Source organism: Nocardia asteroides, assembly GCA_019930625.1.
Taxonomy (GTDB): Bacteria; Actinomycetota; Actinomycetes; order Mycobacteriales; family Mycobacteriaceae; genus Nocardia; species Nocardia sputi.
The window spans coordinates 4,563,139-4,578,885 of sequence record CP082844.1 but is presented as its reverse complement, the minus strand read 5'-3'; the positions used below and the strand labels follow the sequence as shown (position 1 = coordinate 4,578,885).

The window sequence follows — 15,747 nt, the reverse complement described above, 5'->3', positions numbered from 1 at the left end:
CCGGCGGCGACCCTACTCCGGCGCGGCGGCCTGCATCGTATACCCGCGCCGGCCGCCTGCGGTCCAGGCGACCAGCGCTGAGCGCAGGTACCACAACCCTTTTGCGTCGGAGGGGTCCAGACCGGTGAGCTGGGTGATTCGCCGGAGCCGGTAGTCGATGGTGTTCGGATGAATATGCAACTGCCGGGCGGTGCGCTGACGATTGAGGTCGGTGCTGATGTGCACCTGCAAGGTCTCCAGCAAGTGTGGATATTCGAACAGCGGAGCAAGCCGGCCGCACAGCGCCTCGCGGCCGACTCCGGAACGGGTCAACTGATAGTGCAGCGCCAACTCGGTGAATCGGTGCAGACCGGGCCCGAGGCTCAGCTGTTCCACGGTATCGAGGAGTTCATGCGCTCGCACAGCGGCCGCGGACACCTCATCGGGCACGGCCGAGGCGACGGCCGCGGTGACCGGAACTCGCGCGGCGTCCGCGAGCGTCCGCACGACATCGTCCAGATCTGCGGCGGTCGTCTCAGTGCAGGGAACGAGAATGGTGCCGCCGTCGACCGACAACAGAGAGAGCGCCCGCGCACCGAACAAGCTCGCCAGAGCGGCCTGCAGGCGACGTAGCTTGCGCCGCGCGACCACCTGTCTGTCGAGATGAGGACGATTCTCGTCGGGGTGCTCCGGTACCGCGAGCGCGAGCACGAAATATTCGTCGGCCAGCGGTATGCCGCATTGGCGGGCCATCGCAGACGTCGCGTGGCCGCCGAGCAGCGCCGAGGTCAAGGTATGGACCGAGGTGTGGTGTTCGACGGCCGTGACCTTGCACGCCCGGACGTAGGCTCTGCTGACCGCCGCTGTCGCCAGATGCAGAACCTCCAGCACCGAGGTGGTGCCCGCCCTGACGTCGACACGGCCTGCCTGGCCTGGTGCGGTGAACATCCTGTCCAGCGCGAAGGCGAACCCCGCATGAATCGCGTGCTGGACAGTTCCGATCGGGATCTCCTCGCGTGCCCATCGCGCCGCCGCGGCATCCAGAGAGGCGATGCGGTCCGGCAACACCGCGCCATTCCAGCGCTGAATCGCCCACTGCAGGCATGTCCGCACCACCACGGTCAAGTCGGTGTCGGCCGTCGTCCGGCAGGGCGCGGCTGAATCGACCAGGTGGCCGACCACTTCACGAGCCAACCCGCGGAGATCGTCGACCGCGGGTGTGTTGGGCGGAGCCGGCATATCGAGTTCAGGTGGGGCGATGCTCTCGACAGTCACGTGTGGCCTCCTCGTCACCATAGAGCCGCGGTCACCTCACGTCGGGCTACAGCCGCCGGGGAGACGCCGACCGCGCGAACGTCCTCGGTGTCATCGGCAGTTCGCTTCTGCACAGAAACAGTAATCCGAGCGATCGCTCAGCTGCTACTCCGCTCCGAACAGCCCGTTCGGCGCCGAAGAAAGGGCCATGACCAGGCATTATGTCCAACACCTTGCAGATCTTTCGAGCCTCGCAGCCGCGAAAGTAGTTACCCGCTCACTTTTGCCTGCGGGAACACGTCCGACATCACCGAGCGCGTATTGCCGGTTGAACGGTGACAGCTTTGCCTTCGGCTTCGAGCCAGGCGCCGATCATTCGGGCGGTCATCTCGATCGCCTCTCTGCGTTCGCGGCTGTCCACATCCAAGGCGGAAGCGCGCAGCACGGCCGCGAAGCCGGTATTGATGATGACGAAGGTCATCATGTCGTACCGGTGATCGTCACCCGGGCCGAGAACCTGGATCAATACCACCTTGACCAGCAGACGAAGCCGCGGTTCGAACTCTGGAAGACCACTGCTGTAGAACTGCACCCCAGCCACCAGCGCGCGCACCAACTGCGCGTTCTCGACCAACTCCGCGGTGATCGTCTCCAGGACATCGATCATTATCTGCTGGACCGATTTGTCCGCGAGGCCGAACACCTGCTGGGTGAACCGCCGCTCGATCGTCTCGAGCAATCGCGCGAGCAACTCCTCGACCAGGACGGCACGATCGGCGAAGTACCGATAGACCGTACCGATGCTCACCCCCGCCTCCGCCGCGATCCGGTTGGTCGAGGTATCGGCGATACCGCGCTCCCCGAACAATCGCGCCGCGGTATCCAGGATGTGCTCCCTCGTCGCCTTGGCACGCTCCTGAGTCGGACGACGGCGCTGGCCGACCGCTTTCGACGGCATCGCACCCCTCCTGCCTGCAATCCCACTGAAATGAGCAACGCTCATCTTACGGACCGGGAGCGTCATCACCTCAGGAGCTGGGCTGGGAGTTCACTTGTCGACGCGGCCTCGGTGGGCTGCAACCGGGGACCATGCGGAGGAGGGGTGTTCTGTGGTTCGGCCACGTTCAGGCGACCGGCTGTCCGTGTGGGCGGTGGCCGGTTCGGTCGGCGTGATATCGATGCGCGTTCGAACAGTTCGCTCTTGCCTATGTGAGCGCTGCCGCTGATGAGCGCGGCCAGGTGGACGCTTACGGCACTCCACCGGTTCTGGGCGGCGACGGATGTTCAGGATCCGCCCTCTGGCCCGTCTCACGTGACTTCGAGTCCGGATCGACCTTATCCGCGCGCTCCCACTCTTTGTTCAACTCGGTTCGCGAATCCGCCGCCTCGCCGCGGTGTGCGTGCGCCTGCTGGGCGAGTTGCTCGGCCTGCGCTGCCTTTACCTCGGCTTCGGCCTTCGCCGCTCGGCTCCTGGCGGCGGTCTCCTCGGCCCGCGCCTCCCGCTGACCGACCTCGAGTTCTTGTTCCGCCGCGCGGGTACGGATGCCTTGGGCTTCGACCCGCTGGTGTTCGCGCCGTTTGCGCGTCAACGCCCATACGCCGGCCAGAAGCAAAATGACGATCACTGCGACGACGATGATCGTGATCACAACGGTGGTGCTCATCTTTTCGACTCCTCGCACCCTCCCCCCTTCACCCTAACGCCAGTCGACCACCTCCGAACTGGAAATATGCGCGATCAGACGCCAGACCACCACGGTCCGAACCACGGCTCGACCACCGTCACCCAGGCCCGGCGCGTTGCCGGCCGAGCCGGTCCGGCGTGCTCACCGGTACGGCGCACCCGCTCGCGCCGTCACAACCAAAGGTCGCTGTCGGCAAAGCTCCCACCTGGGCAGATCGGTCAGCGCACGAGGTATGGTTAGCTCCATGAACACTCAAATGTTGCGAATCCGCCGCGATTTGTGTGTTGTGATGGGGTGACCAACACTTCCGGAGACGCGTATCCCCTCGCGGACACGATGACCACCACGGTCGCGGCCCATGACGGCGCGACTGTGCTGACGGTGGCCGGCGAGGTCGATCTGGCGACAGCCCCCGCGCTGGAGAACGCGATCGATGCCATTCTCAGCGGCAAACCCGCCGCCCTGATCATCGACCTCACCTCGGTCAGCTTCCTCGCCTCGGCGGGCATGGCGACGCTCGTGGCAGCCCACCAGCGCGCGGGCGCGACCACCGCCATCGCGGTCGTCGCCGACGGCCCGGCGACCAGCCGCCAGCTGAAGATGACCAGCCTGGATCAGGTGTTCGCGCTGCATTCGACGCTGGAGGCCGCGCTGGCGGCGATCCGGCAGAGATGACCTGTGCCGCTGCCGCCGTCGCACCCGTCGACGGCGGCAGCGGCATGTCTCACACCAGTTCGCGCAGCTGTTCGATCAGCTTGACGCGCTCCGCGGCGGTGCCCGCCATCGGGACCACGTTCAAGACCGTGACGCCCGCCTCCTTGAAGGCCGCGACCCGCTCCTTGACGTACCCCGCCGAGCCGACCAGGGAGATGTCCCGGACGAGCTGGTCCGGGACCGCCTTGGCCGCGGCCTCCTTCTCCCCCGCCAGGTACAGCTCTTGGATGCGATCGGCCTCGGCGCCATAGCCGTACTTCGTGGCCAGGGTGTGGTAGAAGTTCTTGCCCTTGGCGCCCATGCCGCCGATGTAGAGCGCCAGATGCGGCTTGACGAACTCGAGCAGCGGCTCGACGTCGTCCCCGATGGCCAGCGCCGGGCCCGCATACACGTCCAGTTCACCGAGAGCGGGCTCGCGCTTGGCGAGACCGGCGGTGAGCGAGTCGCCCCAGACTTGCTGGGCCTTCTCCGGCAGGAAGAAGATCGGCTGCCAGCCCTCGGCGATCTCGGCGGCCAGTTCCACGTTCTTCGGGCCGAGCGCGGCCAGCAGCACCGGGATGCGTTCGCGCACCGGGTGGTTGATCAGCTTGAGCGGCTTGCCGAGGCCGGTGCCCTGCCCGGCGGGCAGCGGGATCTGATAGTGCTTGCCCTGGTATTCCAGGCGTTCGCGCCGCCAGACCTTCCGGCAGATCTCCACCAGTTCCCGGGTGCGGCCGATGGGGGCGTCGTAGGGCACGCCGTGGAAGCCCTCGATCACCTGGGGGCCCGACGCGCCCAGCCCGAGCACGTAGCGTCCGTCGGAGACGAAGTCCAGGCCCGCCGCGGTCATCGCGGTCAGGCTCGGGGTGCGCGTGTAGATCTGCAGGATGCCGGAGGCGAGCTGCAGCCGGGTGGTCTTGGCGGCCAGGTAACCGAGCGCGCTCACCGCGTCGAACGAGTACGCCTCGGGCACGAACACGACGTCCAGGCCCGCCCGCTCGAGGTCGGCGACTTCGGCCGCCGCCTCTTTGAAGCCCCCCGAGTAGTTGATGCTCAATCCGATCCGCATGGCACTCAACATAACGGCGGGTACGTATCGGCCGCGCACCGGCCACGTGCGGAGGTCCGGTAAGGCGTGGTCACGACCGGAGGACGGACGCCACGGGGTAGCGTCTATGCGTAATTCCATCCTCGCCGTAGAACGAAAGGCAACCTTCTCGTGTCGCAGCCCAGCACGTCGTCCACGGAAACTGCGCCGTCCTTCGGCGAGGCCACCCTCGCGCAGTACCTGAGCGACCTGGCCGCCAAGATTCCCGCACCGGGCGGCGGGGCCGTGGCCGCGTTGCACGCCGCGCAGGGCGCCGCGCTGGTGGCGATGGTCGCGCGCTACACCACGCGTGCCAAGGACGCCGAGAACCGGCCGGTGGTCGACCGGATCATCGAGGCGGCCGACGCGGCCAGCACGCGCGCGCTCGCGCTGGCCGACGCCGACGCCGCGGCGTTCACGGCCGTCGGCGCCGCCTACAAGCTGCCCAAGGATTCCCCGGAGGACCTCGCCGCCCGCAAGGCCGCGATCGAGGCCGCGCTTATCGAGGCCGCCCGCGTGCCCGCCGCGGTCGTGGACGAGGCCGACGAGGTGCTGTCGCTGGCCGCGGAGCTGTTCCCGATCGGGAACCCGAACGTCGTCACCGACATCGGCGCGGCCGCAGGCGCCTGCCGCGCCGCCGCCGCCACTTCACAACTCAACATCGAGATCAACGTGGCGTCGCTGCCCGCCGCCGAGGGCGACCGGTTCGCTCCGGTACTCATGCGGATCGAAGAGATCACCGCGCGGGCGGACGCCCTGCACGCCGACGTCGTGCACGCCGTTCGGAAGTAACTCCGCGATCGCTCCGGCGCCGAGGGTGGCATCGGCGCGTTCAGGCGGGCGGATGCCGAGCGACCAGCACGACCTTGCCGCGCACCCGCCCCGCTTCGGCGAGCCTGTGCGCCTCCCCGGCTTCCTGAAGTGGCAGCACCTGGTCGATCGTCGCGCGTAGATGGCCGCGCTCGACCATCGTGGTGATCTCGCGCAGCGACACCCCGGACGGCTCGACATGGAAACGCTCGTAACGCGGGTCGGCTTCCGCGTCCGAACCCTGGGCGTCGATCAACCGGCCGTCGGGCCGCAGCGCCCGGAGCGATCGGGAACCGTACTCCCCGCCGACCAGATCGAACACGATATCCACATCGCGGACGGCGGAACCGAAGTCGACGGCGGTGTAGTCGATCACCTCGTCGGCACCGAGCTCGCGCAGGTACTCGTGATTGACCGCACGGGCGGTGCCGATGACGAACGCCCCGCGATGCTCGGCTATCTGCACCGCCAGATGGCCCACGCCGCCCGCGGCCGCGTGCACCAGCACCCGCTGCCCGGCGCCGAGGGCGGCCAGCGCCTGCCATGCGGTCAGCGCCGCCGTCGGCAGCGCCGCGGCGTGTACCGGATCGATGTTCCTCGGCTTCGGCGCCAGCATGTGCGCCTGCGCCACGACGTATTCCGCGTTGGCTCCGCCGAACACCATGCCGTACACCGCATCTCCCACCGCGAACCGGTCCACGCCGGTGCCGAGTTCGTCGACGACACCGGCCACGTCGAATCCCAGCGTGAGCGGTGGATCGCCGAGTTCCCGGATCAACCCGGCACGCACTTTCCAGTCGGCCGCGTTGACGCTGGTGGCGGCGACCCGTACCAGGACCTCCCCCGGGCCGGGTCGCGGCCGATCGGCCTCGACCACTTCGAGTACTTCCGGGCCGCCGAACGCGTACTGCGTGATTGCGAGCATGCACCGATTCTGTCGGCCCTGGTATCTTTCGGGAAGAAGGCACCTTTCCGATATCGAGGTTCCCCATGGATACCACCCGTGACCGGCCCGTGACTCCCAGCCTGGTCCAGAGCTATCTGCACCACTGCCCCGCCCGGGAAGTGCTGACCGTCCTCGCCGACAAGTGGGTGATGCTCGTCCTGGGCGTCCTGCGGGACAACGAGGGGCCGATCCGTTTCAACGAGTTACGCCGCCGCCTGGACGGCATCACCCAGAAGATGCTCACCCGCACCCTGCGCAACCTGGAACGGGAGGGTTTGGTGCGCCGCGCGGTCTATCCCACGGTGCCGCCGCGAGTGGAGTATTCGCTCACCGCACTCGGCGCGAGCATCGGTGCGATAAGTCACGCCATGGGCATCTGGGCCACCGAGCACCAGGACGAAATATTCGCCGCGCGAGCGGCATTCGACGCGCGCGCGGCGACGGAGCCCGAACCGCTCCCCATCGGCCGACCCTGAACGGATCACGGCGTCGCCCGACGGCAGAACTCCTCGCCCGTTTCGAACGAACCCGACCGGGTACGCGGTCTGTGGTGGGCTTGCCCCCGATCCAAACCGGACCACGGACCACTTCCATCCGTGGCCGAGTTGATCATGCGGGCCTAGACTGTCCCTTGCCCACCACACCATCTCGAAGGGGTGGACGCCATGAGGAGCGCCATTCGGTACCTGTTCCTCGCGACCGTGATCGTGGCACTGGCCGCGTTCGGGTCGGGCGCGGCGGCAGCGACGATGATCGGAAAGCCATCGGCGCCTCCGGTCGCTGCGATCGGACCCTCGAACGGCCAAGTGGTGGGCGTGGCTCATCCGGTGACCATTCGTTTCGCCGCACCTGTGACGGATCGCGCACAGACGGAACAATCCATCGACATCGCAACGAGCCAGCCACTGCCGGGCACCTTCGCGTGGAACGACGATCGCGAAGTGGTGTGGACGCCGAGCGGGTTCCTGCCCGCCAACGCCCACATTCTCGTCTCGGTCGGCGGCGCACGGACGGAATTCCGTACCAACGCGGGCGTTTTCGGTGACGCGGACATGTCCGCGCATACGTTCACGGTCACCATCGGCGGCATCGTGGTCCGGACGATGCCCGCCTCGATGGGCAAACCGGGGTTCGAGACGCCCACCGGGACCTGGCCCGTCCTGGAGAAGTTCCGTTCGATCGTGTTCGACTCCCGGACCATCGGCATTCCGCTGAGTTCGCCGGAGGGCTACGTCATCAACGGCGAGTTCGCCGAACGCCTCACGTGGGGAGGGGTTTTCATCCACTCGGCCCCATGGTCGGTGGACCAGCAGGGTAATGCGAACGTCACCCACGGCTGCGTCAACCTCGCGCCCGCCGACGCCGAATGGGTCTACCGCACGATCGGTATCGGGGACCCGGTCGTCACGCACTGGTGAGCGGTGACCTCACCCGGGTAGCGTCGAGAGGCGTACCCGACGAAAGGCCATCGCGTGCGCGATTTCCCGGTCCCACCGCCGCGTAACACGGAAGAGGCCCAGTTCCGAGATCTTTGGGGCTCGTGGGCATTCGTCACGCCCCGCGATGCCTGCGAGATCCTCGGCGACGTCGAGGCCCCGTGGTGGGTCACGGGCGGCTGGGCCATCGACGCGTTCACCGGAACCCGCCGGAAACACAGCGATATCGACGTGGCGATGTTCCGATCCGACCTGCCCGCACTTCGCACGGCGGCGCGAGGCCGCCTGCATATCTGGTCGGCGGGGCCGGACGGCATCCGCCCCGTCGACGACCGTTTCCCACACGTGGCCGAGAGCGCCGACCAGGTCTGGCTGCGGGCGAACGCGCGGTCACCGTGGCTGATCGACCTCCAGCTCAACCCCGGGGAGGCCGGGTCGTGGGTCAACCGGCGCGACCCGTCCCTGGTCACACCACTCGACGAGGTGACGTGGGTCGCCGAGGACGGCGTCAGATATCTGAATCCCGAATTCGTCCTGATCTTCAAAGCCAAACAGCGCAGACCCAAGGACCACGAGGATCTAGAGCGGACATGGCCGAAGCTGAACACCACACAGCGCGCGGCGGTGCGGACGTACGTGTCCGACCACTACCCGGAGCACGAATGGCTGGCTCTGCTGGAGTGATGCCCACATCTGGGCAGGTCGCGTCTACTCGGCGGGTCGGCACGAGCGGCGTGCCGTCTACCCCGGTCCCTGCGCGACAGCGAGAACAGGGCGGTGCAATAGCATTTCGCGAGCTGAGCGGAGCGGGCACTCGGCAATTGCCTGTGGGCGTGCTCGATCGAGGTGCCGGGCAGTAGCCTACGGGGTCGGAACGGCTCAATTGTGAACGTGGCAGACGGTTCCCGCATCGTGGGGACGCTATTACGCTGACGGGGGACCTGATGAAGGGCGGGGCGATGGATCGACCGGAGATGAGCGCACGACCCGGCTACGACCGGGGGCATCAGTCCGGCACCGGGGGGCCGGGGCAGGCGCCGGCCGGGGAGGACTACCGGGGCGAGTGGTCCACTTGGGTGGATCACCTGCCCGCCGGGGCGCAGGCGCCGGGACCGGCGCAGACGACGCCGCCCGATCCGGACCGGTACGAGGATCAGTTCGCAGGACTGATCGACCGCTCCCCCGCCCCGCGCGCGAGGCGGTGGGCCGTACCGATGCTCGGCACGCTCGGCGTCGCGACGCTGGGCTTCGCGGCCTACATGCAGTTCGGGACCGGCGGCTCCGACCGGCAGGCCGCCGCACCGGCCCCGTCCGCCCAGGCCTCCGCCCCCGCGGCGCCTGCCGCCCAGTGCCCCGCCGAGCGGGTCGGAAACAGGATCCAAGGCAATGGCGTTGGGGGTTTCGATTCCGGCCCCGCGGTGATCTTCGCCTTCCAGCACGCCTATTACGTGACCCGCTCCGGCGAACAGGTCCGCGCCACCACCACCGCTGACGCCGCCGTCCAAGCGGCCGACGCCATCCAGCGCGGAATCGACAGCATTCCTGCGGGCACCACCCACTGCGTGGCGATCAGCCCCGGAGCGTTCGCGGGCCAATACCTCGTCGTGGTCACCGAGCACCGCCCCGGGCAGCAGCCGGTCACCTACAACCCGCAGATCGTGACCACCACCAAGGACGGCGATCGCACCCTCATCAGCGCCATCAGCCGCGGGTGAAGACAGTTCTCACACCCCCCCATCGCTTCCTCTGTCGTCGCGGGTAAGCGGCCCGGGGTGACCGGTCAGTCGGACTCGGCGGCGGCTACGACGTGGCGCATGAGCAGTGCCGTGGTGACCGGGCCGACACCGCCGGGGACGGGGCTGAGTCCGGCGGCCTTGCCGCGTACCGAGTCGGCGTCGACATCACCGACGATCTTGCCGTCGGCGGCCTCGTTGGTGCCGACGTCGATGACCACCGCGCCTTCGCGGACGTGCTTGCCGGAGATCAGGCCGATGCGGCCCGCCGCGGCGACGACGATGTCGGCGGTGGCGGTGACGGCGGCCAGGTCGGCGGTGCGGGAATGGCACACCGTGACGGTGGCGTCTTTCGCCAGCAGCAACTGGGCCAGCGGCTTGCCGACGACGTTCGAGCGGCCGACGACCGCGACGTGGCGACCGGCGAGCGGAATCCCGTGATGCTCGAGCAGTTCGACCACGGCCTCCGAGGTGGCGGGAACGAAACCGTCCAGCCCCGCCGCCAGCAGGCCCAGCGACAACGGGCTCACGCCGTCGACATCCTTGGACGCGACGATCGCGGAACTCACGTCGTCGAGCGTGACGCCCGCCGGAAGGGGGGTCTGCAACATGATCGCGTCGGTCGCGGAGTCCGCACCCCGCGCGGTCAGCTCCGCGCGGATCTCCGCCGCGCCGGCCTGCGCACCGAGATCCACTGTTTCGCAGACGATTCCGAGCCGTTCGGCCGCTTTGCGCAGCGAGTTCACGTACCAGGCGCTGGCCGGGTCGTCGTTCGCCACGATCAGGGCGAGGCGCGCGGCGGCCCCGCCGTCGGTGAGCGCGGCGGCGCGGGCCTTGGTGTCGGCGTTGATGGCGGCGGCGAGTTCCTTGCCGGACAGCGAAACGGTATCCACGTTGACACAGCCTAACGGGCACGGCCGGGCGGATTCTCGAAGCACCACCGACCCCAGCGAGAATCCGCTCGGCAATTGCGGGATAACGGCGAAATCGGGCCGTATCGTAATCCGTGCTTGCCCCCAGCTAACTGCTAGCACGTGCCAACCCGTTCTCGGCGGAAAGGTGACGACTGTAGTGATGATCTCGAGGCATTGGAAACTTCTCGTAGCGGCTTCGTTCGCCGCGTTCTCCCTCAGCGGCCTGGCCGGTGTCCCCGCGCACGCCGCGCCGGATACAGCCGCCCTGTACAACTCCGCCCAGCGCCACTTCGCCAACGGCGACGACGCCGCGGGGCGTGCCGACCTGCGCCACCTGATCGGCGCCGATCCCGCTGACGCCGAAGCGCTCGCCCTCCAGGCGATCTGGTCCGACTACGCCGGTGACCTGCCCGCGTTCTTGGACGCCATGGCCCGGCTGCACATGGTGGATCCGGCCTTGGCGCGAGGCACCGACAACGTGCTCGGCGCCATCCGCGCCGCGGTGGGCACCCTGCCGAATCCGCTGCCCGCGCTGGCGGGGCCGCAGACCGGCATCGTCGTTCTCGGCTACGGCCTGCTGCCGGACGGAGCGCTGCGCCCCGAATTGGTGAACCGGCTCACCGCGGCGTGGTTGCAGTCGATCGCCGCGCCGCTGTCGCCGATCGTCGTCACCGGAGGCAACCCACAGAACGGCGTCACCGAGGCCGAGGCCATGCGCCACTGGCTGGTCACCCACGGCGTACCGCCGACGCGCATCCACGTGGAGGGCCGCGCGAGTTCGACCGTGCAGAACGCGCTGTTCAGCACGAGGCTGCTGCGTGATGTCGGGGCTACGAGCGCGATCGTGGTCACCTCCCCCAACCACATCCGCCGGGCCGTCGCCGACTTCATCGTCGCGGGCACCCGCGTGGTCGGTGCGACCACCTCGCTCGAGCACTTGGTCTCGCAGCTACCGCCGCCCGGCAGACCGGCCCAACGCGGCATCTATCTCGACGCCACCCGCACCTTCCAGCTGAGCACGGCACGCTGATTGCCGGTCGATCGGGACCCGCCTCCACGGGCGCGGGTCCCGATCGCCGGGGAAAACCGTTGGCGGGATCTGACGCGCGGACGGCAGGATGGCCCGGTGACGTCAGCGGGAAGTGCCGATGTGGTGGCCCGGCTCCGGGCGGCGGGCTGCGTATTCGCCGAGGACGAGGCGCGGCTACTGATCGCCGCGGCCGCGGAGACGGGTGTGGCGCTCGAATCGCTCGTCCTCCAACGCGTCACCGGCAGTCCGCTGGAGCACTTGCTGGGCTGGGCGGATTTCCACGGGCTGCGGGTCGCGGTTTCCCCCGGCGTCTTCGTGCCGCGGCAGCGCACCGCGTTCCTCGTCGACCGGGCGGTCGAGCTGATCCGGGCCCGGGCCGGTCATCCTGTGGTGGTCGATCTGTGTTGCGGTTCCGGCGCACTGGGCTTGGCGGCGGCGACGACCGCGGCCGCCGAGGGGCGTCCGGTCACCCTGGCGGCCGCCGACATCGATCCGGTGGCGGTCGAGTGCGCCCGCCGCAACCTCACGCCGCTCGGCGCCCCGGTCTACCAAGGCGATCTCTTCGAGCCGTTGCCGGAGGAATTGCGCGGCTGCATCGACATCTTGCTCTGCAACACCCCCTACGTGCCCACCGAGATGATCGCACGGATGCCGCCGGAGGCGCGCGACCACGAACCGCGCACCGCCCTCGACGGCGGCCCGGACGGACTGGACGTCTTGCGCCGGGTCGCGGCCGAGGCCGCCGACTGGCTGTCCCCTGGCGGGCATCTGCTCGTGGAGTCGAGCGAGAACCAGGCGCCGCTCACGCTCGCCGTCTTGGCCGAGCACGGACTCGCCGGACGCGTCGTGGCATCGGAAGAGCACTACGCGACGGTGGTCATCGGCACCCGCCCGCGCTGACGCGCGCTACTTCTTGCGACCGGTGAACTCGTCCATCGAGTGGTAGACGCCGACCGTGTCGAGGAACAGGTCGCGCAGTTTGATCGGCAGCAGTCCGGAGAGCGCCTTGTTCAAGCGCGAGGTCCATGGCAGCACGACCAGCGGGGTGCCGTTCTTCATCTCGCGCCACGAGGTGTCGACCACCTTCTGCTGGTCGAGGATCGGCGTGAACAGGAATCCCTTCGCGCCGTCGAACATTCCGGTGTTGATGTAGGTCGGGCAGACCGTGGTGACCTTCACGTGGTCGTGGCCCGCTTGCTCGAGCTCGATCCGCACCGAGTCCGACCAGCCCAGCGCGGCCCACTTGGACGCGGCGTACACGCTCATGCGCGGGTTGGAGACCAGGCCCGCCGACGAGGCGATGGTGAGCACCCGCCCCTCGGTGGAACCGGCGACCATGGCGGGCAGGAACTCGAGCGTGACGTACATCGGGCCGAGGGAGTTGATCGCCATCGTCTTGTCGATGTCGGCGCGGTTCTCGGTTTCCCAGAAGTAGTTGTTGCCGCGCACGATGCCGGCGTTGTTGACCAGGATGTCGATGCCGCCGACCTGCTCACGCACGCTCGCCGCCGCCTCGGCGATCGTCTCGGACGACGCGACGTCGACCACGTGGTGAACTATGGCGCTGCCACGGCCGGCGAGTTCGGCGGCGGTGTCCTTCAGCGCGGCCTCGTCGATGTCCCACAGCACCACCGTCGCGGCGCCTTCGCGCACCGCACGCTGGGCGAACAGCTTCCCCAGGCCCATCGCGGCGCCCGTGACCAGGACCCTCTTGCCCGCAACCGTGTCCAATTTCATCCGTACCGATTCCTGATCCGTGAGTCGTGAGAGTTACTTCTGCCGAAGCGCTTTCATGACGCCGAAGTACAGCGTCATCGTCTTCGCCCAGACCGCTTCGGACATACCGGGCAGCGGCGCGATCGGCAGCACCCGCTGCACCGCGATGGTTTGGGTGTCGATGTACTTGAGCAGGCCTTCGGGACCGTGCCTGCGTCCGGTGCCGGAGATACCGAGTCCGCCCGAAGGCGCGTCGGCACTGCCCCACGCGGCGATGAAGCCCTCGTTGACGTTCACCGAGCCCGCGTCGATCCGCGCCGCCACCGCGCGGCCGCGGACGGTGTCCTTGGTCCAGACGCTGGCGTTGAGGCCGTAGGCGGTGTCGTTGGCCTGCTCGACGGCTTCGTCGTCACTGCTCACGCGATAGACCGAGACCACAGGCCCGAAGGTCTCCTCGCGGTAGACCGTCATGCCCGGCCGCACACCGGCCAGCACGGTCGGCTCGTAGAAGTACGGACCGAGGTCCGGGCGCGCGCGACCGCCCGTCAGCACCGTGGCGCCCTTGGCCACCGCGTCGTTCACGTGCGCGACGACCGTGTCGAGCTGGCGCTGGAACGTCAGCGACCCCATGTCGGCGGCGTAGTCCAGACCGCCGCCGAGGCGGATCGCCTCGACATGGCCGACGAATTCGGCGACGAAGCGGTCGTAGACGCTGTCGTGCACGTAGATCCGCTCCATCGACTCGCACAGCTGCCCGGCCGAGGCGAAGCAGGCCCGGATGGCGATCTTGGCCGCGCGCGAGACGTCTGCGTCGGCGAGCACCAACAGCGGGTTCTTGCCACCGAGTTCGAGCGAGTAACCGATCAGCCGCTCGCCCGCCTGCTGGGCGATGGTCCGTCCGGTCGCGCTGGAGCCGGTGTAATCGACGTAGTCGGCGCGGGCGATCACCTCGCCGCCGATCACCGAACCGCGTCCGAGCACCGCCTGCCAGAGCCCGCGCGGCAACCCGGCGCGCACGGCGGCGTCGATCGCCCACAGCGCGGTGAGCGCGGTCTGGTTGTCCGGTCGCGCCACCACCGCGTTGCCCGCTACGAGGGCGGGCAGCGCATCGGAGGCGGCCAGAGCCAGCGGATAGTTCCACGGCGAGATGACCGCGACCACGCCCTTGGGCCGGTGCCGAACGTCGACCTGGGTGAGCACGGGGAGCACGCCGCGCGGTTTGCGCGTGGCCAGCAGCCGAGCGGCGACCGAGGCGTAATACCTGGCGTTCACCGCCACGTCGCCGACCTCGTCGAAGGCGTGCGCTCGTGACTTGCCGGTCTCGGTCTGCACGATGTCGAGGATGGTGTCCTGCTCGGCCAGCACGATGTCGTGGAACCGGCGCAGCACCGCGACGCGTTCCCGGACCGGGCGGCGCGCCCACTGGCGCTGCGCTTCGCGGGCGGTGGCGAACGCGGTCTCGACGTCCTCGGAGGAGGACTGCGGCAGGTCGATGATCTTCACGCCGGTCGCGGGGGCGAACACCTCGACCGCGGGGGCGCCGCCCGCGACGGCGTGCGCGAGCAACGGCTGCGACAGCGACGAGGGCAGCGCGTCGGCGGTGGCCGGTTGGGAGGCGGTCGTCATGGTCGGCCCTCTCGAGAACGGTGGGCCGCGCCGCATGCGCGCCCCTTTAATTGAACAGCAGTGTTAGATTAATATCTATGTCACACCTCGTGTCAAGCTGTTCGTCGTGGCGCACAGGTATCCAAGGGGCCGCGTTGTGAGGCGGCACGATGGCGGGTGAGTCCACCACCGCGCGGCGCGGGCGACCGCCGCAGACACAAGAACAGGCCGAGGAGGTCCGCGCCCGGATCGTGCTCGCGACCGCGGAAGTGTTCACCCGCACCGGTTCTCGCGGGCTGAGCGTCGCGCAGATCATCGAGCAGGCGGGGCTGGCCCGGCCGACGTTCTACCGCTATTTCGGCAACGCCAACGAACCGCTGCTCGCGGTGCTCGACAGTTCCAACGACGGTCTGGTCGGCGGTATCCGCACGGCGCTCACCGGCACCGACGAGCCGGTCGAATTGGGCATCCGGCTGATCGACGCGTACCTGGACTGGGCACGCGGGCACGGCCCCATGCTGCGGCCGCTGTTCGCCGAGCTGCACGACCCGGGCTCGCCGGTGTCGGCATACCGGGAGCGTGCGCTGGACGACATCCGCGGCTTGGTGCGCGAGACGTTCGCCGGGCTCGGCCGCCCGGTGCCGAGCCCGCTGGATCTGGACGCCGCGCTGCACCTGTGCGAGTACGTGGTCTACCGGATCTCCGCGGGCACCGCGCCCGGCGCCGAACCGGACGCGGAAACCGTGTCGGCGGCGCGCCTGACGATGATCCGGGTCCTGCTCACCACTCTGGGCACCCGGGCCGATCTGGAATACGCGCTGACGCTGCCCGCGATCTTTCCCGCCGAGTCATAGACCGG

Annotated in this window: 17 protein-coding genes; 9 read left to right on the top strand and 8 right to left on the bottom strand. The window is 68.8% G+C overall.

The window, feature by feature from the left end; translation table 11 throughout:
- Nucleotides 1–12 precede the first annotated feature (12 nt).
- The 3 genes from K8O92_21165 to K8O92_21155 form a co-directional block, all read right to left on the bottom strand.
- Nucleotides 13–1,218, bottom strand: coding sequence for a helix-turn-helix domain-containing protein (locus K8O92_21165; protein UAK35853.1), 1,206 nt, complete (start codon nucleotides 1,216–1,218; stop codon nucleotides 13–15).
- Nucleotides 1,219–1,540: 322 nt separating this feature from the next.
- Nucleotides 1,541–2,191: a TetR/AcrR family transcriptional regulator gene (locus K8O92_21160; protein ID UAK30426.1), complete on the bottom strand. Its 651-nt coding sequence runs from the start codon at nucleotides 2,189–2,191 to the stop codon at nucleotides 1,541–1,543.
- A gap of 289 nt (nucleotides 2,192–2,480) precedes the next feature.
- A complete protein-coding gene (locus tag K8O92_21155) occupies nucleotides 2,481–2,882 on the bottom strand; it encodes a hypothetical protein (GenBank protein ID UAK30425.1) in 402 nt (133 codons plus the stop codon).
- A 372-nt stretch (nucleotides 2,883–3,254) separates the two neighbouring features.
- Here K8O92_21155 and K8O92_21150 point away from each other — a divergent pair, with 372 nt between their 5' ends.
- On the top strand, nucleotides 3,255–3,593 hold the full coding sequence (locus tag K8O92_21150; GenBank protein UAK35852.1) for an STAS domain-containing protein: 339 nt from the start codon (nucleotides 3,255–3,257) through the stop codon (nucleotides 3,591–3,593).
- A 49-nt stretch (nucleotides 3,594–3,642) separates the two neighbouring features.
- Here K8O92_21150 and K8O92_21145 read toward each other — a convergent pair whose 3' ends face one another.
- Entirely contained in the window at nucleotides 3,643–4,680 is a 1,038-nt protein-coding gene (locus K8O92_21145; GenBank protein ID UAK30424.1) for an LLM class F420-dependent oxidoreductase, read from the bottom strand.
- Between the two features lie 150 nt (nucleotides 4,681–4,830).
- Between K8O92_21145 and K8O92_21140 the strand changes: the two genes are divergently transcribed.
- Nucleotides 4,831–5,490, top strand: a complete 660-nt coding sequence (locus K8O92_21140) for a cyclodeaminase/cyclohydrolase family protein (GenBank protein ID UAK30423.1) — start codon at nucleotides 4,831–4,833, stop codon at nucleotides 5,488–5,490.
- Between the two features lie 40 nt (nucleotides 5,491–5,530).
- Here the strand turns inward: K8O92_21140 and K8O92_21135 are convergent, their stop codons facing one another.
- Entirely contained in the window at nucleotides 5,531–6,433 is a 903-nt protein-coding gene (locus K8O92_21135) for an NADP-dependent oxidoreductase (GenBank protein UAK30422.1), read from the bottom strand.
- Between the two features lie 65 nt (nucleotides 6,434–6,498).
- On the opposite strand from K8O92_21135, the gene K8O92_21130 reads away from it, so the two are divergent.
- The 4 genes from K8O92_21130 to K8O92_21115 all read left to right on the top strand — a co-directional run bounded on the left by K8O92_21130 (nucleotide 6,499) and on the right by K8O92_21115 (nucleotide 9,605).
- Nucleotides 6,499–6,930: a helix-turn-helix transcriptional regulator gene (locus K8O92_21130; protein UAK30421.1), complete on the top strand. Its 432-nt coding sequence runs from the start codon at nucleotides 6,499–6,501 to the stop codon at nucleotides 6,928–6,930.
- Between the two features lie 189 nt (nucleotides 6,931–7,119).
- Nucleotides 7,120–7,872 (top strand): L,D-transpeptidase, encoded by a 753-nt coding sequence (locus K8O92_21125; protein ID UAK30420.1) that lies wholly within the window; start codon nucleotides 7,120–7,122, stop codon nucleotides 7,870–7,872.
- A 54-nt stretch (nucleotides 7,873–7,926) separates the two neighbouring features.
- Nucleotides 7,927–8,574 carry a hypothetical protein gene (locus K8O92_21120; GenBank protein UAK30419.1) on the top strand — a complete coding sequence of 216 codons (648 nt, stop codon included), beginning with the start codon at nucleotides 7,927–7,929 and terminating at the stop codon, nucleotides 8,572–8,574.
- A 290-nt stretch (nucleotides 8,575–8,864) separates the two neighbouring features.
- The gene (locus tag K8O92_21115; GenBank protein UAK30418.1) at nucleotides 8,865–9,605 is read left to right on the top strand and encodes a hypothetical protein; all 741 of its coding nucleotides are present in this window, start codon (nucleotides 8,865–8,867) and stop codon (nucleotides 9,603–9,605) included.
- A 65-nt stretch (nucleotides 9,606–9,670) separates the two neighbouring features.
- Here K8O92_21115 and K8O92_21110 read toward each other — a convergent pair whose 3' ends face one another.
- Nucleotides 9,671–10,516, bottom strand: coding sequence for a bifunctional 5,10-methylenetetrahydrofolate dehydrogenase/5,10-methenyltetrahydrofolate cyclohydrolase (locus K8O92_21110; GenBank protein UAK30417.1), 846 nt, complete (start codon nucleotides 10,514–10,516; stop codon nucleotides 9,671–9,673).
- A 181-nt stretch (nucleotides 10,517–10,697) separates the two neighbouring features.
- Here K8O92_21110 and K8O92_21105 point away from each other — a divergent pair, with 181 nt between their 5' ends.
- Both K8O92_21105 and K8O92_21100 read left to right on the top strand, forming a co-directional pair.
- Nucleotides 10,698–11,567, top strand: a complete 870-nt coding sequence (locus K8O92_21105; protein ID UAK30416.1) for a YdcF family protein — start codon at nucleotides 10,698–10,700, stop codon at nucleotides 11,565–11,567.
- Nucleotides 11,568–11,663: 96 nt separating this feature from the next.
- A complete protein-coding gene (locus tag K8O92_21100) occupies nucleotides 11,664–12,467 on the top strand; it encodes a putative protein N(5)-glutamine methyltransferase (GenBank protein UAK30415.1) in 804 nt (267 codons plus the stop codon).
- 6 nt (nucleotides 12,468–12,473) lie between these two features.
- On the opposite strand, the gene K8O92_21095 is transcribed toward K8O92_21100, so the two are convergent.
- Nucleotides 12,474–13,304: an SDR family NAD(P)-dependent oxidoreductase gene (locus K8O92_21095; GenBank protein ID UAK30414.1), complete on the bottom strand. Its 831-nt coding sequence runs from the start codon at nucleotides 13,302–13,304 to the stop codon at nucleotides 12,474–12,476.
- 33 nt (nucleotides 13,305–13,337) lie between these two features.
- Complete coding sequence (locus K8O92_21090; GenBank protein ID UAK30413.1) at nucleotides 13,338–14,909, bottom strand: succinate-semialdehyde dehydrogenase (NADP(+)); 1,572 nt, start codon at nucleotides 14,907–14,909, stop codon at nucleotides 13,338–13,340.
- A gap of 149 nt (nucleotides 14,910–15,058) precedes the next feature.
- On the opposite strand from K8O92_21090, the gene K8O92_21085 reads away from it, so the two are divergent.
- A complete protein-coding gene (locus K8O92_21085; GenBank protein ID UAK30412.1) occupies nucleotides 15,059–15,742 on the top strand; it encodes a TetR/AcrR family transcriptional regulator in 684 nt (227 codons plus the stop codon).
- Nucleotides 15,743–15,747: the final 5 nt, after the last annotated feature.